The sequence below is a fragment of the Thiomonas sp. genome, assembly GCF_054608695.1.
Genome location: NZ_JBTRXV010000062.1, coordinates 1 through 24,882, shown reverse-complemented (window position 1 = coordinate 24,882; position 24,882 = coordinate 1). Strand labels below are relative to the sequence as shown.

Below are 24,882 nucleotides of genomic sequence, written 5' to 3'. Positions count from 1 at the left end.
GCTCGGACACCCGGCAACTGCCGGTGCAGATGCTGCTCGAAGACGGTTCGTACCTCAGCGTCATCAGTCCCGCCGGCGTCAGTCGAGCCCAGGCGCGCGAGCAAGCCATGCCCGTGCGCGTGATCGAGTACGCGATGCCGGGTGATGGCGATGCCCAACCGCGCTACCGTTTGCTCACCACGCTGCTGGACGCCAGCGTGGCGCCGGCCATGGAGATCGCCGCGTTGTATCACCAGCGCTGGGAGATCGAGGCTGTCTTCGATGAGCTCAAGACCCACCTGCGTCAGAGCCGGCGTGTGCTGCGCAGCAAGACGCCGGAGTTGGTGCGGCAGGAGTTCTATGGCTGGATCCTGGCGCACTACGCGGTGCGCTGGCTGTTGCACCAAGGCGCTATCCGACACCGGCTGCCTCACGCGGCGTTGTCCTTCAAGGGGCATGTCGAACTGCTGCGACGCACCCAGCCCCGCTCCGGGGCCTTTCCCCCCAGAGCAGCCCAGGCGCAGGCACCGCTGGTTTCGTGAACTCCTGGCCGCCAGCGCCCGCATCCGCGCCACGCGAACGCTCGGCAAGCGCTCACCGCGCATGGTCAAGCGACGAAACTCACAGTACGCACCCCATGATCGCGGCGCACCGACGCATGTACCGTTCGACTTCACCCCGATTGCCCTTGAGCCAAGATCGTCTGCCCCACGGACCAGGATCAAACGACCGACGTCGTGGTCACCTTCAAATTCCTCAGGCGGCTTCATCTAAGTGAACAGTATTGGCCCACTACCCTTCTAGCGCTGCTGAATCAGCAAGCTCTGCAGCGCAACACCGACCGCACCCTCGATGTCGAACAGCGTCGAGCGCGTCAAACCAAGGCCGAAGTCCCCGTTTTCGGTGATGGCGTCGACGCCGATCCACTCGCCGGCAGGCGGCCGGGTCAGATACAGCGTCATGTCGGTATTGGCAAAGCGATAGCGATCGACCGGCAGAGTCCAGCTGATGCCATTGCCCAAATCCGCAGCGGCGCATACGCGCATCGCGGGCGAGTTCGGCCGCGCGGCAATCAGCGGCACGCGCAGCCGCAACCATGCGGCGGCCGGCCCGGGTTGGTCGATTCGTCCGGAAGCGATGCGCGACTCCATCGCCGTATAGTGAAAGGAGCGGATGTTCTGCATGCCGGGGATTGCCACTTTTGCGCTGCATTCATCGGGGCCCGGCAGTGAGCCGGAAGGATGCATGGGCAGCGGGAGATTCTGCCCTTTGACGAACAGCCCGACCGCACCGGCCACTTCCTTCTGCTCATGCCATAGCGATACCGTCACGCGCCGCACCGTCTTGCCGCCCGAAACGTCGAGCTCGAATGACAGCGGCGCGATCGGCACCGGGCGCAGCAATTCCACCGTCAGACGAGCGAGCAGCCACGCGGGATCTTCCATCGCCTGCTCGGCGATGTGCGCCAATAATCCCGCCGGCGCGCCTCCGTGCTGGGCGCCGCTATCCCACGGGCCGCGGCGACAAGTCGGTGGGGATGAACATCCGGCCATCGCGGTGGTAGATGGCATCGCCTGCGGCAATTGTCATGTCAGTCTCGCTTTCTGCAAATCGGCTGTCTTGCGCGGCCTTATTTCACGGCGTCCGCCAACATGTACCGCGCGTATTTTTTGCCTTGCCCCGGCGCTTCGTTCTCGGTGTGTTCACGCGAGCAGAACTGTTGGGTCCAGCGGCGAAACTTCATGGAGCGTTCACTGGGAGACCGAGACGACGGTGCCTTGAGCGATCGCGCACAGGCTCTCTTCGCCGTCTTCGACCGCGTAGATCTCACACTGACAGACGGCCTGTCGCTTCCCGACACCCTTCGCGTGAGCCCGAGCGACAAGAAGCGATCCGACCGCAGGCTTCAGATAGTTGATCTTGAATTCCGAGGTGAGCGCATTGCCGCCGAGCGCCAGCCCCCCAGCGAACGTGATCGAGTTGTCCGCAAGGTAGCTGATCACGCCCCCGTGGACGAAGCCGTGCTGCTGCTTCAGATGGTCAACGATCGGGATGCTCAATTCTGCGTTTCCGGGCCCTGATCTCGTGAGCTGAGCGCCCATGTACCGACTGAAGGGCTGAGACTCGAATACCTGGCGCGCAAACTCTTGTAGGTCGTCCACTTCACACCCCTTTAATCTGAAGTTCCTGCCGTTGTGTAGTCACGGCGGTCGATCTAACTGTCGGTAATTCTGTGTGGTAACTTCATCGTCGGCTCCGGTCGTCCACGGGGTCTTCGGACCCCATGGAGCTTCGATCCCGTACATCTCTGGGCTTGCCCCAGCCGGCTCGACCGGAGCCACCTTACACCGACCGCTCCGTGCCCCGCAAACGCCAATATCACTTGTCGGTCTGAGGCGGAGCCTCGTTAGTGTTTTGTCTGCGATTCACGGATGAACACCAAACGCCAGCACATCCAGATCACTGTCGCTCGCGTCCTGTTTCGGCGCAATCAGGTCGACACTCATGAACTGGCGAGCAGCAGCGATGCCGCCCCGATCAGCCTTGACCCGCCATCGCCAATCGCCCGCTTCGCACAGTAGCGCGGCCTGATAGGTACGCGCCATACCCCATGCGATACGGCGTCCGTCGCGTTCCATCGGTTCCTGCATCATCGCTTGCAATTCGCTCAGCGCGCTGCGCACACTTTGAGCGATGCCGTTGATTTCAGCATTCTCGATGCGGCCGAGCCGGCCCAGGATATCTTCCTGAAACGCTTTCCCCAGAGCCGGCTCCTTGCTGATTGCGCGAATCACGTCGGCCGCGAGCACCGAGGTCGTGCCTTCCCAGATGCAGTGCACCTGCACATTGCGCAGCACACGCGGAATCCCGGTGTCTTCGACATAACCGGCGCCGCCGAAGCTTTCGACCAACTCGCTCACCGCCCCGACGCTTTGGCGCGCGCAGGCCAGTTTTGTCAGCGGCGCAAGCAAACGGGCAAAGCCTGCTTCATCCTCTCCGTGTTCAGAACGGCCGAGGGCGGCCGCGGCTTCGAACACCAGCGCCAGCGCAGCTTCATACTCGGCGGATATTTGTGCCAGCCACGCGCGGTGCATCGGCCGCTCCGACAACCGGGCGCCGAGAACCTCGCGTTTTTGCGCGTAATCGCGCGCCAGGTCGAGCAGATAACCGACGCCCGCTACCGCACCGAGCGCGGCCCAGACACGCGCCACATTCAGCACGCCGGCGATTTTTGCCACGCCCCTCCCTATTCCGCCGACCGGCACGGCGACGGCGCCCTCGAGTTCAAGTTCGGCGGTGGGCAGCGCCTTCGTGCCGAGTTTGTCTTTCAGCCGGAGCACCCGAATGTTGTTCCAGCTGCCGTCGGGCCGGCGCAATTCGAGCAGAAACAGCGACAAGCCGCGGCTGCCGGCTTCCGCGCCTTCCGGCCGCGCCAAGGCCAGCGCGATGTCCGCCGTGGTCGCGGAGGTGAACCACTTTGTTCCATGCAATGCCCATTTTCCATCGCCGAGTTCGCGCGCGATGGTCGAGGTTCGGCCGACATCCGAACCTCCTTCCTTCTCGGTCATCCATTGGCCCGAAGTCCAGCCGTTGGTCCGCGCGGTCAGACGCGGCACATAGCGTGCCGCCAGCTCCGGATCGACATCCTGCAGCAAGCGGGCAGCGCCATCGGTCATCACGATCGGGCAACTTGCGAGCGCACTGACCGGGTCGAACAATTGGACGGCGGCGGCTTGAACGATGCGGCCGAAGCCGCCGTATGCGGATTCATAAGGCAGCGCGGTCAGTCCGATTTCCTGACCGATCTCGACCAGTTGCAGGAAGGCCGGGTCGACGTCGATGCGATCAATGCGTCGTCCCCATGCATCGAACGGCACGTGCCGTGGCGGATTGGATTCGGCTTTGTCGCCCAGAGCGGGCCATTCGGTCGCGCTGCGTTGCCCGATGCGTTCCAATTCCTGCAGCGCAGGGTCGAGCAGAGCAGGAGGGATCATTCGCTCCACCGTATAGCGGAGGGCGAAATCGGTCTGAAACCGGTTGCGCACAACAGGCGGCTGCTGAAAAAAATCACTCATTCTTCCTCTCCAATCGGTTGCATCCGATTCACGGATTTCTTCGTCTTCCGGATGCGCGCTCAGGGCATCTTGGCCGGACCCGGAGGTTCGCCCAAAGCACGTACGCAAAACTTGATGATGGATTCGATCACTGCGCCGCTCTCCGTCGGCTCGACCTGTCTTGCCAACGGGCCCACCAGCGCTTCGGCAAGGGCGCCGACAATCGCGGCCGCGGTGGTCGTCGCGTCCTGCGGCTCGACTTCGCCATCGGCTATGCCCTGCTCCACCACAGCGATGAACAAGTCGCGGTATAAGACGCGGTATTTCAGGCGGTCGGTTTCAATCAGCGGATCAACCGGTTCCGCCAGCAGCGACCACGCCAGCGTCGGCGCCGCCAGCGCGCGGCGGGAGAAGGTGTCGATGATGCCAGCCAGCCGTTCCCGCGCAGAACCCGGCATCCGCGCGGCTTTCCAGCAGGCGTCGATTTCGTGCTCGGTTGCGCGCTTGAAAACCTCGTCGAACAACACCGCCTTCGACGGAAAATACCGATAGATCAAGCCGGTCGATACGCCGGCATGGACGGCGATCGCCGGAATGCTGGACGCCGCGTAGCCTTCCTCGGCGACGACGGCCAAGGCCGCATCGACGATGCGGCCACGCGTTTCCGCCAGTTTTGCTTCGACCTTGGGGGTTTGTTTATAAGCCATTCAACAATTGAAACTCAGTTCATTTCTTATGTCAAGAAGAAATGAACTACGATTCACTTTTTTATCAGGCGCTTATGGCGCTGATCGCGCCTTGTCCTCCCGGGCGCTGGATGGATTTCCCCCCAAAGCATCCGCATTCTGTTCCGCTTCGCGAGCGACTCCGGCCGGCCGCAGTTCGAACGGCCGAGCGCGCCCAACTTCGTCACCATGAGCGCCTCGAACGGCGCCACGCTCGTATCGAAATACCATCCACGCAGCGGATTCCGGCCGTGGTTCAAGGCAATCCGCATCAACGTGATGAAGTCCCCCCTTGCCGAGGGCGATCGTATCAGCGTGATCCTCGGCGACAAGAGCCAGGGGTCCGCCGGTTGGCGCGTGCAGTCGCTGAGGGAACCGGCGTTCGAAGTCAGAGTGCAGGCGGACCCGTTCGGCGCCGTCGTCTACAGCGATGTCGCCGACGCCAAGCAGATCCGCATTGTTCCGGGCGAGCCCGCGCTGTGGAAGCTTATGCTGCCGACACTGGTCGGCGTCGGCGAGCCGTTCCGTCTTTCGGTGCGCAGGAAGACCGCTGCGGCAACCCGACGACGCACACGCACGGACGCTTTCGTCTTGCGCCAACCTCACCGATTGCCGGCCTGCCCGAGTGGATCGACATGACACCCGCATCGCACCCGATCGTATTCGAAGGCCTGAGAGTCCAGCCTCCCGGCGACCAGCGCATCGCATGGGCGGACGAGAACAAGCAGACGCGCGCTGTCTCCAATCCGCTGCGCGCCATCGCAAATCCGTTGCACCGTCTGCCGTTTGCGAGCATGGCTGTAGTCGAAGCGCCACCACTTTTCTTACCGTCAGGGCGGACCAGCAGATAGAGCCCGTCGCCGTCAAACAGGCGCTGCGGCTTGTCGAGAGGTTGCGCACACCTGAGGGTTGCGCACACCTGAGCGCAGCGTCAGTCAGTCAGAGGCCATGTGCAATAACTCGTTTTTCGCGTAGAGGAGAGTTACTGCATGAATTGCTGGCAACGCAAGGAACAGGATGAAACATCAGGCAACGCCCTTTCGGGCTAAGTACCTGATATTTCATCTGTTTTTGTTTTGTTTGAAGCGTTGTGGAAACGCCTGAAACGTGCTAATGGTGGAGCCGGGGGGAATTCCATGCGCGTCAATAAAACGTAGCATAAAATTAACAATCAATCAACAATGGATCAACATTTCTCTCGTGTTTTCAGATAGTTGTCCCCTCTAAATACCCATAATATCAACAAGGGTAAACAGAGCAATATCAAGCAATCAACTTGCCAGAGTAAGATCGAAAGTAAGAACTGATGGCGTTCTTACCGCGCGACATCGGTACGGGTAAACCCTTTATTCCTGTTAGGTTCCCAACGGCGGAACTGAACCCGCGTCCCACACATCCTGATCCTGCTTTGTACATATTCAACAAACTTTCCGCTCGCCAGGTTGCTGGTCTTCCCGCTGGGTTCCACAGCGACGGCGGCAACCTCTACATCCGAGTCAAAGAATCCGGTGCTCGATCCTGGGTGTTTCGATACCGGGCTGAAGGGAAGGTGCGTGAGATCGGCCTTGGCCCTGTGCACGCCCGCAGCCTTGCCCAGGCGCGCGAGATCGCGGGCAAGATGCGCAACGCACTGCTTGATGGCGCTGATCCAGCAGGAGTTTTAACCCGCCGACCCAAATCAACTTCGTCGTCGTTCAAGGCTATTGCTTCGGATCTCATCAAAGCAAAGACTGCCGGCTGGACGAACGAGAAGCACGCATGGCAGTGGACGAACAGCCTGGAGAAATTCGTCTACCCCAAAATCGGCGCTCTCGATGTCTCTGTTGTCGATACCGATCACGTCCTCGACGTTCTCAATGCGATCTGGACAGAAAAGCACGAAACGGCGACCCGCGTGCGCCAGCGCATCGAAGCCGTGCTGGACGCGGCGAAAGCCAGGAAGCTGCGCACCGGCGAGAACCCGGCTCGCTGGAAAGGGCATCTGGACAAATTACTTGCCGCCATTCCGAAGTCGCAACGGGTTGAACACCACCCCGCCATGTCCTGGCAAAAATTGCCGGCGTTCATCGCCCAACTTCAAGCACGCGATGCTGTCGCCGCCCGATCCCTAGAATTCCTCATCCTCAACGCCAACCGCACGGGCGAGGTCATCGGAGCGCGGTGGTGCGAAATCAACCTGGATTCCGGCCTGTGGCTCATTCCAGCCCCTCGCATGAAAACCAAGCGGGAGCACCGCGTTCCACTATCCAAGCGTAGCCTGGAGATTCTTGCGTTACTCAAGGGTCTGGATGACGAGTTTGTCTTCCCTGGTGGACAAGCCAAAAAGCCAATCAGCAACCAAGCCATGAACGCGCTGATGGACCGCATGAAATGTACCGACGTGTCGGTTCATGGTTTCCGCTCCACGTTCCGGGACTGGGTGTCCGAAGCGACCAACTTCAGCCCCGAACTCGCTGAAATGGCTCTAGCGCATACGATCAGCAATAAAGTTGAGGCTGCCTACCGGCGCGGCGACCTTCTTGAAAAACGCAAGGAGCTGATGAACGCGTGGGCTGAGTACGCCCTTTCAGCCGTTGGCCGCTAATCATCCCTTTCCTTGCCTGCTGCCCTCGCACGTCTGCAAAGAGCACTTGCCGCCGTTCAGTCGGCAATGCGGAACAGCGGGATGAACATCGGCGACGGATCTGGGCTCTTGTCGCCAACCAGCAGCGTGAAACCGAGCTTTTGGTAGAAGTCCACAGCCATCGGGTCGGCATCCAAGTACATACCGAAGCTGCCAACCTGGTTTGACACAGACTTCGTAAGTGCCAGCGCATGTTTCATCAGCCTGGAGCCGAGTTGACGCCCTTTGTAGTTCTTGTCCATGCCCAGCATGACGAGCCTTGAGCATGGAATTTTTCGGGGCAATGATCCAAGCTGCAAGGCGGAGAGCGATGACACATCAATCATATGCTGAGCAATCGTGTAGAAGCCTACGAAGCGGTCCCCTTGCGATGGGTCTGTCAGCACATAGGCCACACTCAAGTTTTTCTTGGTCTGCGACTTCAAGCTGTTGTGCACGAACGAATTGATGACGGCGTGTTCGCAGTCGAACTGCTTTTGCCCTGCATAGATCAAGCCAGGGTCGTACCGCGAAAGTTCAACCGTTACACCGAGCTTCATTGCTGCTTCGGGAAGTCGGGTAAGGACATCAAATCTTTCATGGCCTTAGTTGGCTGTTGCGGATGCGTCAACAATCGGACCAAGGCTGCTTGGCCTTGCTTTGTCAACGTGATGCTGGCGTGCTCACTGAGTACCTTGCGGGCTTTTTCGATGGCAGGGCCAAGCACAAATGAAGTCAAGTCCAACCCATCCAACGCCGCGGCCTGACTGAGCATGTCTTTCATGTCGGCCGTGGTTTTGAATTCCATGCGCGCCTGGCGCAGATGCAGTGTGGTTGTTTCCATGGGAAGTTCCTCCGCGTTAGGAGAGATGTTCATTGTACGGCTGATGCCCGTATGAGTCCATGCAGCCAAAAAGCCGTTGAAGCAACCGACTTCCTTGCCCCTGCCTTTGCCTTGACGCCGCGCAGCGGGTGCCATGCCTGCCGCGTCCATCACGCTTTGCGCCCCCCCGGCATAAGCACATGCCGGGTGCGGTTCACGGACTTCCCAATCCTTTGCCGTGATTCGTGGGTGGTGCCAACGCACCCGGCTCCTATCCCCTGGAGCCAAGCATGCGCATCATCATCGCCGAGAAACCCTCTGTCGCCCAAGCCGTCGCCGGCGTGCTGGGCGGCGCCCGCAAGTCGGATGGCTATATCGATTGCGCGGGATCAACCCGCGTGACCTGGTGCTTCGGCCATCTGCTGGAGCAGGCCAAGCCTGAGGACTATGTGGACGGCGGCAAGGTGCTCGCCTCCCATCTGCCCATCATCCCGGATCGCTGGCAACTGCAGCCGCGCGATGGCGGCGCTGGCAAACAGGTCAAGGTCATTCGTGATCTGCTCAAGGATGCCACCGAAGTCGTCAACGCCGGCGACGCCGACCGCGAAGGCCAGTTGCTGGTGGACGAGGTGCTGATTCACCTGGGCTGGCAAGGCAAGACTTCGCGCCTGTGGCTGTCCAGCCTGGACGACGAAAGCGTGCAGCGCGCCTTGGTCACCATCAAGAGCAATGACACCATGCGCCCTCTCTACGACGCGGCACTTGCCCGCCAGCGCGCCGACTGGCTCATGGGCATGAACTGCTCCATCGCCCTCAGCCGCAACCTGCAGGCCTGCGGCGTGCCAGGCGCCTGGAGCATTGGCCGGGTGCAGACCCCGACCCTGGCGCTGCTGGTGGATCGCAAGCGCGACATCGAGCAATTCAAGCCTCGCGACTTCTACCAGGTCGTGGCGCACCTGGATGGTGGCATCAAGGCCACATGGCAAGTTCCCGCTGATGTGGTTGACGAAGACGGACGGCTGCTGGACAAGGCCCACGCTGACGACACCGCCATTCGGATCCGCAGCAAGGCCGCACGGGTGACGAAGTTCACCCGCAAGACCGCAGAGCGCGCAGCCCCCTTGCCCTACACCCTGGGCGGATTGCAGAAAGCCGCCAGCAGCCGGTTCGGTATGTCGGCCAAGGACACCCTGGCTGCAGCACAGGAACTCTACGAAGCCAAGATCACCACCTACCCGCGCACCGACTGCGCCTACCTGCCAGTAGAAATGCATGGCAGCGCCGGCAGCATTCTCAAGGCGATTGGCACAGAAGGCATTGCCGGGCTGGACCCGGCGCGCAAGCACGCCGCATGGAACACCGGCAAGGTCGAGGCGCACCATGGCCTGATCCCGACTGGACAGAACCCGGATGCGGTGAGCTTGTCGTCGAACGCCAAGCGCGCCTTCGATCTCATCCGTGAGTCCTTCATCCGCTTGTTCATGCCGCCTGAGAAGTACGAAACCCGTGAAGCACTGTTCGACATTGACAGCCTAGGCTTCAGGGCTGCAGCGCGCATCGTGCTGGAGCCGGGCTGGACGAAGCTGGGCGGCAAGGATGACGACGAGGGGCAAGAACAAGGTGAGGCTCAAGGTGCACTGCCAGAGCTGCGCGAGGGCGAGGCCCGCACCTGCGAACGCGGTGAGGTCGTTGCCAAGCGCACCACGCCGCCCAAGCCCTACACCGATGGCACCTTGATCGCCGCCATGACTGGCGTGCATAAGCTGGTCACCGATCCGAAGCTCAAGGCAAGGCTGAAAGAGACTTCAGGGCTTGGCACCGAAGCCACCCGGGCCTCAATGATCGAAGTGCTGATCACCCGCGAATATGCCGAGCGGAGCAAAAAGGACATCGTGCCGACGGATCGCGGCGTGCAACTGATCGACATGCTGCGCAAGGTCGCGCCTGATCTGGCCGACCCTGGCTACACGGCGCTGCAGGAAGACGCACTGGCCGATATTGCGGCAGGGCGTGCGCCGTTTGCGGCCTTCATGGATTCTCAGGGCCAGGCCGCACGCAGCTTCTCACGCACCTTGCTGGACGGCAAGCTGACGGATCAGCAACTGGTGCTGCACGCCTGTCCGGCCTGCGGTGGCGCACGGTGCGCAGCACTCAAGAGCAAGGCAGGGAACGCCTATCACCGATGTATGGACTGCCAGTCGGCATTTGGGAATGAAGGCGGCAAGCCTGGGAAACCGTTTGAGGACAAGCCTGCTGGCGAAGCTGGCCAGAAGGCTGCGGGTGCTGCCGCGGCTGGGCCACAGTGCACCGCATGCAAGAAGCCAACCTTCAAGAACGAGACCAAGACCGGCAAGGCTTACTACCGCTGCGGCGGCTGCAAGGGGGCTTGGTGGCCGGATAAGCAGGACGGCAAAAAGCTTGGGGCGAAATGGGAGCCGATGAAATGATCAAAAAAATCATCGAAGTCGCAGTGGGTATCGAGCTGGCGCTGCTGCTTTGGCGCTTGCTGCACCTGTTGTTCGCGCTGGTGCTGCTCGCCCTGGTGATTCACTTCACCATCGGCTTCACGCTGGCGCTGGAATTCGTGCGCGCAGCCGTGGCGCATGCGCGGTACTTTTTTCAGAGCCTGGCGGGGGCTGGATCGTGAAGGACTTCGAGGAATCAGCCTGGTTCATCGGCGCCATGGCCGCCGTCGCGATCATTGCCGCGCTGGCGTTGATCGCCAGCATCTGGTTCGGCATGCTTGGCGGGGCTGCGCGATGACGCCCATCGCTTTGCTCCACCAGTGCGTGCCAAAGGTGGCAACGGTCACCATGGCGGCCATCGTTCAGCAAGAAAGTGGTGGTAATCCGCTGGCCATTCACGACAACACCAGCGGCCAGTCTTACCGCCCGCGAGGTCTGGTCGAGGCGGTGACGATTGCAAGGCAATTGATCGCATCGGGCCATTCCGTCGATCTTGGCCTGGCGCAGATCAACAGCAAGAATCTCCCAGCACTCAGCGTGACGCCCGAATCGGTCTTTGATCCGTGCACGAACCTGCGGGCTGCGCAAACCATTCTCTTGTCAGGATGGCGGCAGTCGGGTGGCGATCTTCGCGGGGCTTTGTCGGTCTACAACACAGGCAAGGCCAGCGGCCCGGTGGGGGCGAACTATGGCGCGGGTGTTTATGCGAAAGCCGGGGTTGTGGTTCCGGCAATTCCGGGGGGCAGGCTGGCGAGCTGGGTGAGTAACGCGATCATGACGCCAGCAGTCGCTGCCGACCTGCCGCCTGTCCGCCCGGTTGTGACCTGGACGCCCCAGGCCAGCCCGCTGTCGCCCGTGGGTGGCGGGCTGGCTGCGGCGCGTTGGTAATCGCTAGGTCAACGCAGCGCGACTCGATGATATTCGTGCTCTCTTATGACAAGTGGTTTCATCCCCTCTCGCGGGATTTCAACTCTTGATTTGACTGTTCCAACTCGAACTGTTGACAACAAATCATTGAGCTCGCCGAGTGCCCCCGCTTTTTTGGCTTTAGCAACAATCTCTTTTTTGCGAGCCGATCTGATATTTGTTATCTGGCGCGGCGATTGCCCGAGCGCATCTGCAAGCACTTCGACTTGCGAATCAAACAAGGAAAAATCGGCTTCCTCATTCATGCCTATTTTTGCAAATAATTCTACATGCTGTCGCGTTGTTTCGAGCCTTTCCTGCTCGTCCCTACCCGCGCAAAATTCTTGCTCAATTATTTCAGTTATATGATCGTCGTCGTTCAAGGACACGGCGATTTGCGGCCCATAACCATCTTGTATAATCGAATACTTGCAGTATCTTGCGATTGAGAAAAACTGACCATCAAAATCAAGGAAGTGACGGTTTTCTTCGTCCGGGTCCTGCTCGCCCGGCCTTTTGTTCAAATAGTCAATGACGCGAAAAACAATTTCAGCCGCCATCTCATCAGCGTCAGACCCGCAGCCCCAAAATCGCGCTACTTTGTGGGCGCACGCAAGCATCGCGTCGCCCGGCCAGCTTAGAATTGGGGTTGTTTTTAGCCTTTCGGGGTAAAAATAGTTTCGGCTTGCGTAACGTGCGCTCATGACAAACTCCTTTGGTGGTTGATAAATCAGGAAAACAGTGTGTCAAAATCAATCTGAATTTGCCGGGCGTCGGCGCTTTGGCGCTTTTGCTCTAAAATTGACGGCATAATGACGGCAGCAATGCGAATTGCCCAAGCGCCGAGGCACAAAATGAAGTGCATGAAATCGGCGCTGACTTGTCCTTTCACTCTTTTCATTCTTTTCGCCATGCACTCGATCGCAAGTGCAACGTGCCTCGAAGTGATCAGGCCTGTGCGAAATCGCGTTTTTGATGCCAGCGAAAATTGAGTTGCGAGTTTCCGAATCGCGCGCGGCATGTTGTGAAGCTTGTTGAAGGCGGACGCTGAATTACAGCGGTCGAATAGAATCTCCGCGATTTCGCGCCGCGGCGCGGCGGCGATGTATCGTTGAGCTAACTGCAAAGCAGTGATTCGAATTCGCTTGATCGCTGACATGATCTGCTCCTTGATAATTGACGGTTGACACAGAACAAAGCGTAGCGATGCGCTTATCACGCCGCAACTAAACATAATCAATTGGCATATAACAAATAATAATTGATACACAACCACAAAGAATCAACAAACAATACACAAACAATATCGTTAACCGTGTTTTGGTCTGCTGCTGACGCTCTTCTGGTTACAAATTCGTTCAATCTCGTGTGGCAGCACGGTTTGCGCCGCCCGCTGATAGTCCTGCATCAACTGGAGCAAAGAATGAGCGCGCACGAATCCACGACCAAAACAAGGCAAATTGAGGCACTGAAGCGCGCCATGGGCGCGCAAATCCTGGGGTTCTTGTCTGACCCGCAAGTGGTCGAAATCATGCTCAACCCAGACGGCACCCTCTGGGTGGACCGATTGGGTGTCGGCATGGTGTGCACCGGCAAGGTCGAAGCGGTGCAGGCGCTGACCATCGTCAACACAATCGCCGCGATGCTCGACACCGTCGTCACCGCCCAGCACCCGATTCTTGAATGCGAACTGCCGCTGGACGGCAGCCGCTTCGAGGCGCTGATCCCGCCCTTGGTCGAGAGCGCCAGTTTTGCATTGCGCAAAAAGGCACTGCTGGTGTTCTCGTTGGAAGACTACGTCGCCAAGGCCATCATGACGCACGCCCAGCGCCAGGCGATCGAGGAGGCCGTCGCCGGGCGGCTGAACATCCTGGTGAGCGGTGGTACCGGAACTGGCAAAACGACCTTGGCCAACGCCATCCTGGACTGCGTTGCGCGGGTCGATGCTGGACATCGCGTTGTCGTGATTGAAGACACGCGTGAACTGCAGGTCAACGCTGAGAACGTCGTGTTCCTGCGCACCAGCGACAGCATCGACATGACCCGGCTGCTGCGCGCCACCATGCGCCTGCGGCCTGACCGCATCGTCGTCGGTGAGGTGCGCGATGGCTCAGCCCTGGCACTCCTGAAAGCTTGGAACACCGGCCACCCTGGTGGCGTCGGCACTGTGCACGCGAACGACGCCAGCGCCGCGCTGATCCGCATCGGCCAGCTCATCCAGGAAGCGGGCGTGCCACCGAACCCCGAGCTGATTGCCGAAGCTGTCAATGTCGTCGTATCCATCAAGCGCACCGCCACAGGCCGCAAGGTCGAGGAAGTGGCCGCAGTGCGTGGCTGGTCGGCCAGCGGCGGGTTTCATGTCGAGAGGCTGGCTTGAAAGCGCGCCATCCTGCAAAATGCTCGTCATGCACAGCGCCAACAAACTCGATCTCGCGGCTGGGCATTTGAATGCTGCGACCGGCCCCATCGTTGAGCCAGGGCATCTTGCGCTTGCCTTGCGCGATGGCAGCGTGGCGCATGTTGAGGCGGGCGGGCAGACAGCCGCCGTTCACGGCCTGCTGCACAGCCTGTTCATTGAGATCGACCCTGCCCTCATCCTGAGTTGCGCCAGGGAGGCCGGAACGGACTGGAAGCATGTCAACAGGCTGTATGCCGAGACCCTGGCCGACGGGATGCCGCGCGTCCGGGCCTGGGAACGCCTGGTCGCGGATCGGACATGACCACGCACGAAGACGTTTCGCGCTTCAAGGCTGGCGGTTCCTGGCTTGAACTCGCCCGCATCGCAGCCGACATGGTGGCCGATGCCGAGCACCGCGCGGGTGGCGAGATGAAGCCGAAGCTCGGTGGCGGCACACGCCTCATGCTCGCGTTCGAGCATCGCATCAGCGACGACATCGATCTATTCATCCGCGATCCGCAATGGATCGGCTATCTCACCCCCAGGCTGAACGACCGCTTCGAATCCGTCCTCTCGGGTTACGAGGAATCGGCGTCGTCGCTGAAGCTCAAACTCCCATCGGGAGAGATCGACTTCATCGTGAGCATGTCCCTGCTCGGACTTGCCGATGAACGCTCTCCAGCGTCCTCGTTTGCCCTGGAGCCTGTGGATGAAGTTCTGGCAAAGAAGTTGTTCTACCGGGGGTGGGCACTGACACCGCGCGACCTGTTCGACTGGCGGGCCGTGGTGGCACGCAGCCCAGCCGGACATATCGCCAAGGTCATGGCCCCGCTGTTGCGTGGCGACCGCCTGGACGCGCTGCGTGACGCCTTGCAGTCCATGTCCACGTCTCGCGCTGCGGCCGCGTCTTGGGACGCGATTCAGGCGCCCGACAAACCAGCACTGGAGACGTGCATCGATTGGGCCCTGAAGCAAACCCAACGCTACGCGCACGAACCCAGACCTCGCGTCGAACGACCCAGCAAAGAACAGCAAGACAAAGATGTAGGACGCTGACCTTCTGTCTTGTCCCTGTCTTACCTTTGTTTTTGTGCCGCGCAGCGGTATGCCTTGCCTGCTGTCGACCGCGCAAGCGCCAGCTTTGCGCCCCCCGTGCATAAGCCCGTGAGAGCAACACCATCACGGAGCCCTTCATGCCTGCCGCACCCAAACCCCAGCACACCCCACGCGACCGTTTTTTTCACTTCCGCATCTCGACCCCCGAGATCGAGGCCATCAACCGCCACGCCGCGCAGGCCGGCATGCGCCCCGGCGTCTTCGTGCGCGACCTGGCTCTATCCGGCGGCAACCTGCGCATCGTGTCCCGCGTTGATGAAAGCGCAGTATTTGAGCTGCGCCGTCTGGGGGCCATGCTCAAAAGCCTGTACCCCAAAGAATCGAACTGGACGAACGAAGAAAAGCGCGCTCACTGGGCAGCCATGAAGGCCGTGCTGGAGCACGCCCGCAAGCTATCCGGTGAAGACGATGCCGGCGGTGAGCATGGGGATGCCTGATGCTTGCCAAAGTCGTCCACCTGTCGAACAGCCGCGCCGGGAAGGTCTCCGCGCACCACGGCGTTCAGTACATCTTTCGTCAGGGCGCACAGGACCACGCGCTGGAGCGCGATGTCGCTGGCGGCAGCTTCAACCTGGAGCTCGGCGACCTCGATCTGGCCGACCCGCTGGACCGCGATCTGGCGATCCGCATGATGGACTACACAGCGGAATCTGGCCGTGTGCGCAACCGGTTCACCAGCAATCCTTTTTATCACTATGTCCTGTCCTGGCGCGATGGTGAGCATCCAACGCCGGAGCAGTGCCAGCAAGCCGCCGCGCACACATTAAAGGCGCTCGGTTTGCATGAAAATCAAACCGTGTGGGGCCTACACACCGACCGCGATCATCACTGGCATATTCACATCCTCGCCAACCGTGTCCACCCCGAAAAGCTGCACCTGGCTGGCCCGCCCAAGCTCGATTTTTTGGTGCTGGACAAAGCCTGTCGTGAGCTTGAGATCAAGCAAGGATGGACGCACGACAACGGCCCGCACGTCGTCATCGACGGCACGATCACCCGTCTGAGCAAATCCCAGCGTCAGCAGTTGGGGCTGGGTGGCAAGAAGGATCGCGCACCGACGCCGGGCGCCAGGGCTGCGGAAGTCCACACCGGCGTGCCCAGCCTCTCGGACTGGCTCACCCAGCGCGCCAAAGATGAGTTGCTGGCCGCGCAGTCCTGGGATGAACTGCACCAGGTGCTGGCCGAGCGCGGCTGCTCCATGCGGCTGCACGGGGGCGGGTTGGTCATCGAAACGGCGCTGCCCGATGGCCGCACCACCAGCACCAAAGCCAGCGGCGTGCATTACAGCTTGAGCCTGGGACGGCTGGAAGCGAAGTTCGGCAAGCCCTTTCTTGACCCTGCATTGGATTTGCCTGAGCGCAAAGCGCAGCCCGCGAAGACCTATGCCCATTTCGTCGAGAACGTACGCGCTGGCACCGAACCCAGCTTGCAAGACATCCCTGGGCGCACCGGCTCAACTCCCGAGCGCCAGGCCAAGCGCGAAGCCCGCGCACTGGCCCGCAAGGCGCTGGCTGACGCCTACAAACATGACCAGGCGTCGCAGAAACTCTCCCGCAAGGCTCTGGTCGGTGGCCTGCGCATGCACCACAGAGATGAGCGCAGCGCGCTGCGTCTGGAACTCAAAACCATCAAGCCCGCACGCCTTGCCGAGATGACCGCCCTGCACGGCAGCAAACAGATTGCGCAGGGGCTGTGGGCCGTCGAGGCCGTGGTGCGCCGCCAGGAGTTGCAACGCCGACAACTGACGGAGCGCACATCGATCACGAAAGATGCGCCGCGCCTGGAATGGCCCGAATGGCTGGAGCGCCAGGCCGCGGCCGGTGACGATGCGGCGGCTGCGGCCCTGCGCGGCATGAAGTACCAGGACGGGCGCAAGCGCAGCAAGGACAAGAACGGCTTCGAAGGTGAAGACCTCGATCCCTTGCGCGCAGATCGTGCCGATAGCCCTTCCGCCGGATCCATTGGCGGCGCACCAACCAACCCAACCGCAGGGGCAAGGAAAGCCTTTGCCCTGGAAGCGGCCCGCATTCACATCGACCGCCTTGCGCAGCGCATTGAGTACCACGACCGTGAGGGGCTGGTGCGCATGACCGATTCCGGGCCGCGCATTGACGTCCACATTGCTGACGCCGACACCATTGACGCCGGGTTGCTGCTGGCGGCACAGAAGTTCGGTGGTGAGGTCTACATCACGGGCGATGCCGCATTCCGTGAGCAGGCAGCACGCCAGGCCGCGCGCCTGGGTGTGGGCGTCCAGGATGCCGATCTGCAGCACGTTGTCCAGCAGGAGCGCGCCCAGATCGAGGTCGAGCGCACACCCGCACGCGGGGCGCAGCGCGATCCACGTGCGCGGTGATCGCGGTTTGCGCCCCCTTGCCATAAGCATGCATGCAGGCCCCGAGTCTGGGGTCTGCGCCACAGGTTACGAAAGGACCCCATCATGAAGCTGCTCAAATTCGCCACCGTCCGCCATCTGCGCGCCACCGTCGTGCGCCGTCTGTCCCTCGCCGCCGCCGTGTTCATGGCCACCAGCGTTGAGGCCATGGCGTCGACCTCGGGCGGCCTGCCCTGGGACACGCCGATCCAGACCCTGCAGAACGACCTGACCGGGCCTGTGGCCACCGGCATCTCGGTGATCGCCTTCCTCGCCGCCGGCGCCGCGCTGGTGTTCGGCGAAGAGCTGGGCGGCATCGCCAAGAAGGCGCTCTATGTGGTGCTTGGCGTGGCGATGATCGTGATGGGCAACAAGTTCCTCTCCGCCCTGGGCCTTTCTGGCGCCGTGATCTGAGGCCCGCGCCATGGACGAGCAGGACGACATCTCCGCGCCGATCCACGGCTCGCTCAACCGCCCGCTCTTGATGCTGGGCGGCGAGCGAACCCTGGTGCTGGCCCTCATGACACTGGCGGGAGTCTTTGTGTTCTCGCTGGCCAAGCTGTGGGCGGCGGGGCTCGGGATCGGTCTCTGGGTGCTCGGCACCTGGGCGCTGTCCCGTGCCGCCGTGTTCGACCCGCAACTCTCCAAGACAGGGCGCCGCTCGCTGGCGTTCAAACGCTTTTACCCCGGTCGCGCCACGCCGTTCGGCAAGTCGCGCGAGTGGAAGTAATCCAAAGAATCCGAAGGAATCACCATGCTCGCTCTGAAAGAATTCCGTGACCGCTCCGCCGGTCTGCCCGATCTGCTGCCCTGGGCTGCGCTGGTGGACAACGGCGTCGTGCTCACCAAATCCGGCGCGCTGCTGGCCGGCTGGTGGTATCAGGGACCCGACCTCGATTCGGCCACCAAGGGTGAACTCAAGGGCATGGCCGCGCGCATCAACAGCGCGTTGTCGCTGGACGACGGCTGGGTGGTGAACTGCGACGCCATCCGCCAGCAAGCTCCTGGCTACGCCGCCAAAGGGGCCTTTCCCGACCGCACCACGAGGCTGCTGGATGACATGCGTCGCGCCAAACACGAAGGCCAGCATGCAGGGTTCGAGAGCCGCTTCGCGCTCACGATTTCCTGGTTCCCGGACCCGGACGCCGCCGACAAGGCCGCTGCCATGTTCATCGACGGTGGTGAGAAGACGGGCGTTGCCGCGCGCAATCTGCAGCGCTTCAAGGACGGCATCCGCGAAGTCGAATCGCGCCTGTCCACCGTGGTCAAAATCCATCGCATGGTGGACACCGTGGACGAGGACACGGATGTAGTCACCAGCGATCTGCTGGGATACCTTGAATCCTGCGTCACGCTCCAGGTGCCGCGCCCTGTGCGCATGGCCGAAGTGCCGATGTATCTGGATGCCGTCATCGGCCAGCATGATTTCACGACCGGCTTTGAGCCGCGCATCGACAACACGCCCATGGTGTGCCTGGCGGTGGACGGCTTCCCAGGCTTCAGCGCCCCTGGCATCCTCGACTTCCTGTCGCGCCTGCCGGTGGCCTACCGCTGGAGCAATCGGTTCATTTACCTCAGTCAGTCCCAGGCCGACAAGGTGCTCAACAGCTATCGCAGCAAGTGGGCGATGAAGCGCAAGAGCATGATGAATATGGTGCGCGAGAACGCCGGTGGTGCGGCAACCCACCTGAATATGCACGCGGTGGCGCAGACCGATGATGCGGTGGATGCGATCAGCGAGAACCAGTCGGGCGCGGTGCGCTTTGGCTACTACACCAGCGTCATCCTGCTGTCGCACGAGGACAGCACGGCGCTGGACGAAATCGCCCGCGAAGTGCGCAAGATCATCGAGAACGCCGGTTTCGGTGCGCGCATCGAGACGGTCAACGCGGTGGAAGCGTATCTCGGCACCATGCCGGGCAACACCCACGCCAACGTGCGCCGCCCGCTGATCAACACCCTCAATCTGGCGCATCTGCTGCCGTTCACCGCTGTGTGGGCCGGGCCGGACAAGAACCCCTGCCCGTTTTATCCGCCCAACAGCCCGCCCTTGTTGTATGCCAAGACCGACGGCGCCACCCCGTTCCGCTTGAGCCTGCATGCGGGCGACCTGGGGCATACGGTCATTCTTGGCCCAACCGGATCGGGCAAGTCCACGTTGTTGTCCACCTTGGTGGCGCAGCAGTTCCGCTACAAAAGCGCACAGGTGTTTGCCTTCGACAAGGGCTACTCCATGTTGCCTCTTTGCTGGGGTGCGGGTGGGCAGCACTACGACATCGGCGGTGAGCACGGCGACCTGGCGTTCTGTCCGCTCGGCCGCGTGAATGAGCCGAACGAGCAGGTGTGGGCTGCCGAGTGGATCGAACAACTGTGCGAACTGCAGGGCGTCAAAATCCTGCCAGAGCATCGGCAGAAGATTTACCGCGCGATTCAACAACTCGGACAGTCCACGGACACCATGGCGCAGCGCACCATGACCAACCTGCTGATCCAGATCCAGGACGTGATGCTGCGTGAGGCGTTGGGTTATTACACCGTCAGTGGCGCGGCAGGGCATTTGCTGGACGCCGAAACCAATGCGCTGGCCGAAGACCCATTCCAGGTGTTCGAGATGGAACACCTCATGAACAAGGGCGCCAAGGTGGTGCTGCCGGTGCTGTCTTACCTGTTTCACCGCATCGAGCAGCGCTTCAAGGGACGACCGACCTTGCTGGTGCTCGATGAGGCCTGGATCATGCTGGGTCACCCGGCGTTCAAGGCCAAGATCCGCGAATGGCTCAAAGTCCTGCGCAAGGCGAACGTCGCCGTGGTGTTCGCCACGCAGTCGCTCACCGACCTGACGAAATCGGGCATCGCCGACGTGATTTTTGAGTCCTGCCCGACCAAGATTCTGCTGCCCAACCCGGAAGCGATGACGGAGAACATCCGGCCGCTGTACGAGGGCATCGGCCTGAACCGGCGGCAGATCGAGATTCTGACGATGGCGACACCCAAGCGCCAGTATTACGTCATTCATCCCGACGGACGGCGCCTGTTCGAGTTGGGGCTGTCGGCGCCCGAGATCGCCTTTGTCGGCGCGTCGGGCAAGGACGACATCGCCCGCATCCGGGAACTGCGCGGTGAGCTTGGGGACGCCTGGCCGGCGCAGTGGCTGCGCGAGCGCGGGCAGTTCGACGCGGCGCAGGTGTGGGAGCGCTACTGAGCTTGCGCAATCACGGTTTGCGGCCCGCCGCAATAAGCATGCAGGCGGGCGCTGATTGGCCACCACCAATCGAGGAAAAATCATGAGTCCAAATCCTGAAAACCATCACAACGAGATCGACAAACTCCTCAGCGACAACAACGCATTACGGATCGCCATGGAACTGCTGGGGTTCGATCCCGAAAAAGTCATCGACGCCATCAAGTCCCCCTGCGACAACTTCTGGTACCGCGCCACTTTGGGCAGCTTGACCTGTTCAATCGATCCGGAAAACCCGCGCATCAAGCGGTCCGGTTTCAGCGGCCAAGGCGTGGCACGCCTGCAAGCAACTTTTGCGGGCCTGCTGTCCGGCCTGCGGTCCCAACCAGCGGATGCCTGATTCAACCAACGCCCCGAGACCATCATGCGCAAACGTCTTCTCCCCTTTCTTCTTGCCCCTGCCCTGCTTGTCCGCCTGCGCCAACCCTGGCGTGCCCCAGGCGTCCGCGCTGGGCACCACCGTCAATGGCTCGCAGCAAGCACAGGCCGTCCAGTTCGGCAGCGTGCTGGCCATCCAGCCGGTGCTTATCGCCCCGAACTCCACTGGCATCGGCACGCTGGGTGGTGCTGCGGCGGGCGGTTATCTCGGCTCGCGCATCGGCAATGGCAACGGCAACGGCTCCACGGCCCTGGCCATCATCGGTGCGGTGGCAGGCGGCATCGCCGGCAGTGCCGCCGAGGGTGCGGCGACCCGTGAGCAAGGCCTGCAGATCACCGTGCGGCTGGATGACGGTCAAGCTGTGGCCGTGACCCAGGCTGCCGACGTGCAGCTTGCCGTCGGCCAGCGCGTCGAGATCATCGGCAATCTGGATGGCGGCAAGGCCCGCGTGTTGCCGATGGGCTGACGGTCATGTGTGTGGACATCACGGTTTGCCGTGTCCACACCATAGGCCCGTATCCAGATCCACCGGAGCACCTGTCATGCGTAAAACCCTTCTTGCCGCCGCCCTGGCGGCTTTGCCATTCCTGGCGTCTTTGGCGTCGGCGCAAACCATGCCGCCCGCCCCGGCTCCCGTACCGGATTCGCAGACCACGATGAGCGCGGCTGCCACACAGAACGGCAGCAGCGCCTATGCCGGTGGCATGGCGTATTTCGATGAACAGGCGTATCAGGATGCGGCCAACACCGCCCAGGACATCTCCAACCAGGACGCGGCCAACGCCAGCAGCGGGGGCGGAGGGTATGGGGTGGGTCTGTCCGGTTCCACCGCCTGGCAGGACGCAGCCGCCCAGGCCCAGAGCGTGGCGACCGACCAGCAGAACCAGGCTGATGCGCAGGTGGCCGTGCAGCAGCAGGGTTCGTCATCCCAGGCTGGTGCGTACAGCACCGAGTCGGCCCAGGCGCCTGTCGTTGCCCAGAACGACAACAACGCCGCGCAGGCGTCGGCGTCCAGCGGCGAGTCCAGCTCCAGCGCCGGCATCACCCGGAGCACCGGCGTGCGGCAGGGTCAACCGACGGTGACCAACAACACCAGCGACTACCTTGCGGCGGGCGCCGCAACCCAGGTGATGATGAGCCAGGCGGCGACCGACGGTTACCAATCCAACATCGACGCCTACAAGGCCGCGCTGCAGGCTGCGGCCGACGCTGCGTCCTACAACGACGGCGGGGCGGCTTATGAAACCGCGGTGAACCTGCAAAAGCAGGCCGAAGCCAATGCCGACGATGCGGAGGGCGTGTCCGCTGCGCCAGTTCTGTCGGGCGCGCTGGATGTCGCCGCCGCTGCATCGGCCGTCAACAGCGCATCCGGCACCTTGCAGCAAATCCAGTCCATGACGGGCGTGCAGCAGGGGCAGACTGCGGGCGCCACCACCACCCAGGATGCCTTGCAGCAGACCACGGCCGACACAGGCGTGCAGCAAGGGCAGGCTGCGACCACTCCGAGCACGGACACGTCCTACACCCACGCTGCCGACACGCAGCAGGCGTCACTCAACGCGGCCGGTCAGCAGAACCAAACCGATGCAGAGACCTCGGCCCAGGCTTGGCAAACCGGCGTGTCCGCTCAGTATTCCGAGAACGCGGCCAACACGATTGCCAGCTACGACAACAGCATGGCATCGTCAACGGGTGACCCGAACTGGACATCGGCGGCGGCGATTGCGCAGACCTCGGCGGACCAGCAGCAGACCATCTACGGCCAGCAGCAGGTCATCCAGACCCATGCGACGAATGACGGTAACGCCACCAACGCCGCAGCCAACGCCGAAGCCCCAGGCGTCGGCAACACCCTTGATTCGGCCGCAAGCGCCGCTGCCACGGCGAATAGCACAAACACGTTGCAGCAGATTGGCGCCGCCACCGGCGTGCCGCAAGGTCGGTAACACAAGGCCAGCAACCCATACGGGAGTTTCCACCATGAACCCTTTCAAGAAGAGCATCCTGGCCCTTGCGGCCATGTCGGCCATTGCCATGGTTCCGGCCCACGCCACGGGCATGATCGCCGGGGCGACGTTCCCCGAGCAGATCGTGCAGGAACTCACGGCCGTCGAGCAATACGCGACGCAGGCGCAGCAGCTTCAGGCGCAGTTCCAGCAGGTCTACAACCAGGCGCTCAGTCTGGAGAGCCTGCCGACGCAGATGTGGCCGAATGTCTCGGGCAATCTGCAGCAACTCATCAACCTGATCGGCTCCGCGCAGGGCTTGACGTATGCGACGCAGAACACGGCTGCCGGCGTGCAGCAGCAGTACGGCGTCAATGGCCAGAGTTATCAAGCCAACCTGTCGCAGTGGAACGGCAATCTGACCAGCCAGATCCAGCAGGCGCTCAATCAGTATGGCTTGCAGGCCAGTGGTTTCCAGACCCAGCAGCAGGCGCTGAACCAGGTGGAGAACGCCAGTCAGTCCGCGGCTGGGCGCATGCAGGTGCTGCAGGCGGGCAACCAGATTTCGGGGATGCTGGTGAACCAGTTGCAGGGCCTGCAGCAAACGATGATGACCAACGGGCAGGTCGAGATGAACGCCATCGGCGCCGACAACGCTGCGAAGCTGCAACAGAACCAGATCAATCAGCAGTTCCTCGATGGATCCACCGGGGCGGGGTTCTATTGAGTCCAGGTTCTGGGATCCTTGTCCCCTTGTTCCGGGCTACGATCGAGATTCAGACGGCCTTCGGGCGCGAGTGCGGGGCGACTCATCGAAACAGCCCTTTTGCATCTCCATCCATTCCACTCGCGCCAGGAGCGCACCATGCAACCGTCTGAGCACAAACTCGCCTCAACCCTCGTTCTCGCCTGCGCTGTCGGCCTGTTGGCCGGTTGTGGGCACCAGGCTGCATCCATCACCGCCCCGGGCGTCGGCAAGGTTGCCGGCGCCCAGGTCAACACCACAGAAGGGCCGTTCGGTGGGCAGACCGTCGCCTGGTACGAGGCGCAGTTGAACAGCCATCCCAACCCGCGGTCCGCCGCCGATCCGGCCTGGCAGGAAGGCTTGTGGTGCGCCGGACGGGATGCCCAAGACAACGCCACGGTGAGCGCCGATGCCGTGGCGAAGCGTCAGGGCACGGTGTCATGTCAGTTGCTCCACCGCGCGTCGCGCGACCCGCGACCCATGAAACGGGCGTGTAATGCGATCGCGGCGTCCGGCAAAGAGGTCGGTTTGTACTTGGTGCCTCGAACCCGTATGTCAGTTGGACCGGCGGCTTCCCGAGCACCCCGTACTGTGGCCTGGGGTCTTGCACCCTTGAGCACGCACTTCAGACTTCGATGACGTGGGCCGCACGCCGGTGTCGCCGCAATACGCAGGCAACTACGAAGGCGATCATGGATGTCATCTACCCGCGCTGTGCCGGACTGGACGTGCACAAGCAGACCGTCGTGGCGTGTGTTCGCATCGTCGGCGACGGCCCGCTGCTGCAGGAGGTTCGCACATTTGCCACCACCACTTCGGGCCTGTTGGCGCTGAGCGACTGGCTCGACTCCTGCGGCGTGCAGCAGGTCGCCATGGAGGCCACCGGCGTGTACTGGAAGCCCGTGTGGCACGTGCTCGAAGGGCACTTCGAGCTGGTCTTGGCCAACGCCGCGCATGTGAAGAACGTGCCCGGCCGCAAGACCGACGTGAACGACGCGACGTGTCTGGCCGATCTGCTGGCCCACGGGCTGATCCGCGCCAGCTTCGTGCCGCCCGTGGCCGTGCAGGAGTTGCGCACGCTGACACGAACGCGCAAGCAGTTCGTGCGCGAGCGCGCCTCGCACGTGC

General features: G+C 62.0%; 28 protein-coding genes. 20 read left to right on the top strand and 8 right to left on the bottom strand.

The window, feature by feature from the left end:
• A partial coding sequence (locus tag ACYCUK_RS16965; protein WP_461595861.1) for a transposase occupies positions 1-521 on the top strand: 521 nt, incomplete at its 5' end.
• Positions 522-779: 258 nt separating this feature from the next.
• On the opposite strand, the gene ACYCUK_RS16960 is transcribed toward ACYCUK_RS16965, so the two are convergent.
• The 4 genes from ACYCUK_RS16960 to ACYCUK_RS16945 form a co-directional block, all read right to left on the bottom strand.
• Positions 780-1,532, bottom strand: coding sequence for a thioesterase family protein (locus tag ACYCUK_RS16960; protein ID WP_461595862.1), 753 nt, complete (start codon positions 1,530-1,532; stop codon positions 780-782).
• A gap of 198 nt (positions 1,533-1,730) precedes the next feature.
• On the bottom strand, positions 1,731-2,081 hold the full coding sequence (locus tag ACYCUK_RS16955; RefSeq protein ID WP_461595860.1) for a PaaI family thioesterase: 351 nt from the start codon (positions 2,079-2,081) through the stop codon (positions 1,731-1,733).
• Positions 2,082-2,405: 324 nt separating this feature from the next.
• Entirely contained in the window at positions 2,406-4,055 is a 1,650-nt protein-coding gene (locus ACYCUK_RS16950; RefSeq protein WP_461595859.1) for an acyl-CoA dehydrogenase family protein, read from the bottom strand.
• 59 nt (positions 4,056-4,114) lie between these two features.
• The gene (locus ACYCUK_RS16945) at positions 4,115-4,741 is read right to left on the bottom strand and encodes a TetR/AcrR family transcriptional regulator (protein WP_461595858.1); all 627 of its coding nucleotides are present in this window, start codon (positions 4,739-4,741) and stop codon (positions 4,115-4,117) included.
• Positions 4,742-4,948: 207 nt separating this feature from the next.
• Between ACYCUK_RS16945 and ACYCUK_RS16940 the strand changes: the two genes are divergently transcribed.
• Positions 4,949-5,398 (top strand): hypothetical protein, encoded by a 450-nt coding sequence (locus ACYCUK_RS16940; protein ID WP_461595857.1) that lies wholly within the window; start codon positions 4,949-4,951, stop codon positions 5,396-5,398.
• 667 nt (positions 5,399-6,065) lie between these two features.
• On the top strand, positions 6,066-7,343 hold the full coding sequence (locus tag ACYCUK_RS16935; RefSeq protein WP_461595856.1) for a tyrosine-type recombinase/integrase: 1,278 nt from the start codon (positions 6,066-6,068) through the stop codon (positions 7,341-7,343).
• Positions 7,344-7,399: 56 nt separating this feature from the next.
• On the opposite strand, the gene ACYCUK_RS16930 is transcribed toward ACYCUK_RS16935, so the two are convergent.
• Together ACYCUK_RS16930 and ACYCUK_RS16925 are read right to left on the bottom strand one after the other, a co-directional pair.
• A complete protein-coding gene (locus ACYCUK_RS16930) occupies positions 7,400-7,921 on the bottom strand; it encodes a GNAT family N-acetyltransferase (RefSeq protein WP_461595855.1) in 522 nt (173 codons plus the stop codon).
• On the bottom strand, positions 7,918-8,205 hold the full coding sequence (locus ACYCUK_RS16925) for a type II toxin-antitoxin system TacA family antitoxin (protein WP_461595854.1): 288 nt from the start codon (positions 8,203-8,205) through the stop codon (positions 7,918-7,920). Before ACYCUK_RS16925 ends, ACYCUK_RS16930 begins: the two co-directional genes overlap by 4 nt.
• Positions 8,206-8,474: 269 nt before the next feature.
• On the opposite strand from ACYCUK_RS16925, the gene ACYCUK_RS16920 reads away from it, so the two are divergent.
• The 3 genes from ACYCUK_RS16920 to ACYCUK_RS16910 all read left to right on the top strand — a co-directional run bounded on the left by ACYCUK_RS16920 (position 8,475) and on the right by ACYCUK_RS16910 (position 11,537).
• On the top strand, positions 8,475-10,631 hold the full coding sequence (locus ACYCUK_RS16920) for a DNA topoisomerase 3 (protein ID WP_461595853.1): 2,157 nt from the start codon (positions 8,475-8,477) through the stop codon (positions 10,629-10,631).
• Positions 10,628-10,831 (top strand): hypothetical protein, encoded by a 204-nt coding sequence (locus tag ACYCUK_RS16915; protein ID WP_461595852.1) that lies wholly within the window; start codon positions 10,628-10,630, stop codon positions 10,829-10,831. The genes ACYCUK_RS16920 and ACYCUK_RS16915 overlap by 4 nt, the downstream gene beginning before the upstream one ends.
• A 112-nt stretch (positions 10,832-10,943) precedes the next feature.
• The gene (locus ACYCUK_RS16910) at positions 10,944-11,537 is read left to right on the top strand and encodes a lytic transglycosylase domain-containing protein (RefSeq protein ID WP_461595851.1); all 594 of its coding nucleotides are present in this window, start codon (positions 10,944-10,946) and stop codon (positions 11,535-11,537) included.
• Between the two features lie 8 nt (positions 11,538-11,545).
• On the opposite strand, the gene ACYCUK_RS16905 is transcribed toward ACYCUK_RS16910, so the two are convergent.
• Both ACYCUK_RS16905 and ACYCUK_RS16900 read right to left on the bottom strand, forming a co-directional pair.
• Positions 11,546-12,259 carry a hypothetical protein gene (locus tag ACYCUK_RS16905; RefSeq protein ID WP_461595850.1) on the bottom strand — a complete coding sequence of 238 codons (714 nt, stop codon included), beginning with the start codon at positions 12,257-12,259 and terminating at the stop codon, positions 11,546-11,548.
• Positions 12,260-12,285: 26 nt separating this feature from the next.
• Positions 12,286-12,714, bottom strand: a complete 429-nt coding sequence (locus ACYCUK_RS16900) for a hypothetical protein (protein WP_461595849.1) — start codon at positions 12,712-12,714, stop codon at positions 12,286-12,288.
• Positions 12,715-12,978: 264 nt separating this feature from the next.
• On the opposite strand from ACYCUK_RS16900, the gene trbB reads away from it, so the two are divergent.
• The 14 genes from trbB to ACYCUK_RS16830 form a co-directional block, all read left to right on the top strand.
• Positions 12,979-13,932, top strand: a complete 954-nt coding sequence (gene trbB, locus ACYCUK_RS16895; protein WP_461595848.1) for a P-type conjugative transfer ATPase TrbB — start codon at positions 12,979-12,981, stop codon at positions 13,930-13,932.
• A gap of 28 nt (positions 13,933-13,960) precedes the next feature.
• Positions 13,961-14,275, top strand: coding sequence for a hypothetical protein (locus ACYCUK_RS16890; RefSeq protein ID WP_461595847.1), 315 nt, complete (start codon positions 13,961-13,963; stop codon positions 14,273-14,275).
• Positions 14,272-15,009, top strand: coding sequence for a nucleotidyl transferase AbiEii/AbiGii toxin family protein (locus tag ACYCUK_RS16885; RefSeq protein ID WP_461595846.1), 738 nt, complete (start codon positions 14,272-14,274; stop codon positions 15,007-15,009). The genes ACYCUK_RS16890 and ACYCUK_RS16885 overlap by 4 nt, the downstream gene beginning before the upstream one ends.
• A gap of 137 nt (positions 15,010-15,146) precedes the next feature.
• Positions 15,147-15,506, top strand: a complete 360-nt coding sequence (locus ACYCUK_RS16880) for a plasmid mobilization protein (protein WP_461595845.1) — start codon at positions 15,147-15,149, stop codon at positions 15,504-15,506.
• Positions 15,506-17,425 carry a TraI/MobA(P) family conjugative relaxase gene (traI, locus tag ACYCUK_RS16875; RefSeq protein ID WP_461595844.1) on the top strand — a complete coding sequence of 640 codons (1,920 nt, stop codon included), beginning with the start codon at positions 15,506-15,508 and terminating at the stop codon, positions 17,423-17,425. The genes ACYCUK_RS16880 and traI overlap by 1 nt, the downstream gene beginning before the upstream one ends.
• Positions 17,426-17,509: 84 nt before the next feature.
• Positions 17,510-17,857, top strand: coding sequence for a TrbC/VirB2 family type IV secretion system protein (locus ACYCUK_RS16870; protein ID WP_461595843.1), 348 nt, complete (start codon positions 17,510-17,512; stop codon positions 17,855-17,857).
• 10 nt (positions 17,858-17,867) lie between these two features.
• Positions 17,868-18,173 (top strand): conjugal transfer protein TrbD, encoded by a 306-nt coding sequence (gene trbD / locus ACYCUK_RS16865; RefSeq protein WP_461595842.1) that lies wholly within the window; start codon positions 17,868-17,870, stop codon positions 18,171-18,173.
• Positions 18,174-18,197: 24 nt separating this feature from the next.
• Positions 18,198-20,645, top strand: a complete 2,448-nt coding sequence (locus ACYCUK_RS16860; RefSeq protein WP_461595841.1) for a VirB4 family type IV secretion/conjugal transfer ATPase — start codon at positions 18,198-18,200, stop codon at positions 20,643-20,645.
• A gap of 55 nt (positions 20,646-20,700) precedes the next feature.
• Complete coding sequence (locus ACYCUK_RS16855; RefSeq protein ID WP_461595840.1) at positions 20,701-21,024, top strand: hypothetical protein; 324 nt, start codon at positions 20,701-20,703, stop codon at positions 21,022-21,024.
• A gap of 52 nt (positions 21,025-21,076) precedes the next feature.
• Entirely contained in the window at positions 21,077-21,529 is a 453-nt protein-coding gene (locus ACYCUK_RS16850; protein WP_461595839.1) for an outer membrane lipoprotein, read from the top strand.
• Between the two features lie 76 nt (positions 21,530-21,605).
• On the top strand, positions 21,606-23,009 hold the full coding sequence (locus ACYCUK_RS16845; RefSeq protein WP_461595838.1) for a hypothetical protein: 1,404 nt from the start codon (positions 21,606-21,608) through the stop codon (positions 23,007-23,009).
• A 34-nt stretch (positions 23,010-23,043) separates the two neighbouring features.
• The gene (gene trbJ, locus ACYCUK_RS16840; protein WP_461595837.1) at positions 23,044-23,736 is read left to right on the top strand and encodes a P-type conjugative transfer protein TrbJ; all 693 of its coding nucleotides are present in this window, start codon (positions 23,044-23,046) and stop codon (positions 23,734-23,736) included.
• Between the two features lie 138 nt (positions 23,737-23,874).
• On the top strand, positions 23,875-24,393 hold the full coding sequence (locus tag ACYCUK_RS16835) for a hypothetical protein (protein WP_461595836.1): 519 nt from the start codon (positions 23,875-23,877) through the stop codon (positions 24,391-24,393).
• A gap of 53 nt (positions 24,394-24,446) precedes the next feature.
• Positions 24,447-24,882: IS110 family transposase (locus ACYCUK_RS16830; protein ID WP_461595835.1), on the top strand; the 436-nt coding region annotated here is incomplete at its 3' end.

Coding starts and splice junctions, on each gene's coding strand:
- ACYCUK_RS16960 (WP_461595862.1), bottom strand. CDS start 1,532: ATGGCCGGATGTTCATCCCCACCGACTTGTCGCCGCGGCCCGTGGGAT.
- ACYCUK_RS16955 (WP_461595860.1), bottom strand. CDS start 2,081: ATGGGCGCTCAGCTCACGAGATCAGGGCCCGGAAACGCAGAATTGAGC.
- ACYCUK_RS16950 (WP_461595859.1), bottom strand. CDS start 4,055: ATGAGTGATTTTTTTCAGCAGCCGCCTGTTGTGCGCAACCGGTTTCAG.
- ACYCUK_RS16945 (WP_461595858.1), bottom strand. CDS start 4,741: ATGGCTTATAAACAAACCCCCAAGGTCGAAGCAAAACTGGCGGAAACG.
- ACYCUK_RS16940 (WP_461595857.1), top strand. CDS start 4,949: ATGAGCGCCTCGAACGGCGCCACGCTCGTATCGAAATACCATCCACGC.
- ACYCUK_RS16935 (WP_461595856.1), top strand. CDS start 6,066: ATGGCGTTCTTACCGCGCGACATCGGTACGGGTAAACCCTTTATTCCT.
- ACYCUK_RS16930 (WP_461595855.1), bottom strand. CDS start 7,921: ATGAAGCTCGGTGTAACGGTTGAACTTTCGCGGTACGACCCTGGCTTG.
- ACYCUK_RS16925 (WP_461595854.1), bottom strand. CDS start 8,205: ATGGAAACAACCACACTGCATCTGCGCCAGGCGCGCATGGAATTCAAA.
- ACYCUK_RS16920 (WP_461595853.1), top strand. CDS start 8,475: ATGCGCATCATCATCGCCGAGAAACCCTCTGTCGCCCAAGCCGTCGCC.
- ACYCUK_RS16915 (WP_461595852.1), top strand. CDS start 10,628: ATGATCAAAAAAATCATCGAAGTCGCAGTGGGTATCGAGCTGGCGCTG.
- ACYCUK_RS16910 (WP_461595851.1), top strand. CDS start 10,944: ATGACGCCCATCGCTTTGCTCCACCAGTGCGTGCCAAAGGTGGCAACG.
- ACYCUK_RS16905 (WP_461595850.1), bottom strand. CDS start 12,259: ATGAGCGCACGTTACGCAAGCCGAAACTATTTTTACCCCGAAAGGCTA.
- ACYCUK_RS16900 (WP_461595849.1), bottom strand. CDS start 12,714: ATGTCAGCGATCAAGCGAATTCGAATCACTGCTTTGCAGTTAGCTCAA.
- trbB (WP_461595848.1), top strand. CDS start 12,979: ATGAGCGCGCACGAATCCACGACCAAAACAAGGCAAATTGAGGCACTG.
- ACYCUK_RS16890 (WP_461595847.1), top strand. CDS start 13,961: ATGCACAGCGCCAACAAACTCGATCTCGCGGCTGGGCATTTGAATGCT.
- ACYCUK_RS16885 (WP_461595846.1), top strand. CDS start 14,272: ATGACCACGCACGAAGACGTTTCGCGCTTCAAGGCTGGCGGTTCCTGG.
- ACYCUK_RS16880 (WP_461595845.1), top strand. CDS start 15,147: ATGCCTGCCGCACCCAAACCCCAGCACACCCCACGCGACCGTTTTTTT.
- traI (WP_461595844.1), top strand. CDS start 15,506: ATGCTTGCCAAAGTCGTCCACCTGTCGAACAGCCGCGCCGGGAAGGTC.
- ACYCUK_RS16870 (WP_461595843.1), top strand. CDS start 17,510: ATGAAGCTGCTCAAATTCGCCACCGTCCGCCATCTGCGCGCCACCGTC.
- trbD (WP_461595842.1), top strand. CDS start 17,868: ATGGACGAGCAGGACGACATCTCCGCGCCGATCCACGGCTCGCTCAAC.
- ACYCUK_RS16860 (WP_461595841.1), top strand. CDS start 18,198: ATGCTCGCTCTGAAAGAATTCCGTGACCGCTCCGCCGGTCTGCCCGAT.
- ACYCUK_RS16845 (WP_461595838.1), top strand. CDS start 21,606: ATGCGTAAAACCCTTCTTGCCGCCGCCCTGGCGGCTTTGCCATTCCTG.
- trbJ (WP_461595837.1), top strand. CDS start 23,044: ATGAACCCTTTCAAGAAGAGCATCCTGGCCCTTGCGGCCATGTCGGCC.
- ACYCUK_RS16835 (WP_461595836.1), top strand. CDS start 23,875: ATGCAACCGTCTGAGCACAAACTCGCCTCAACCCTCGTTCTCGCCTGC.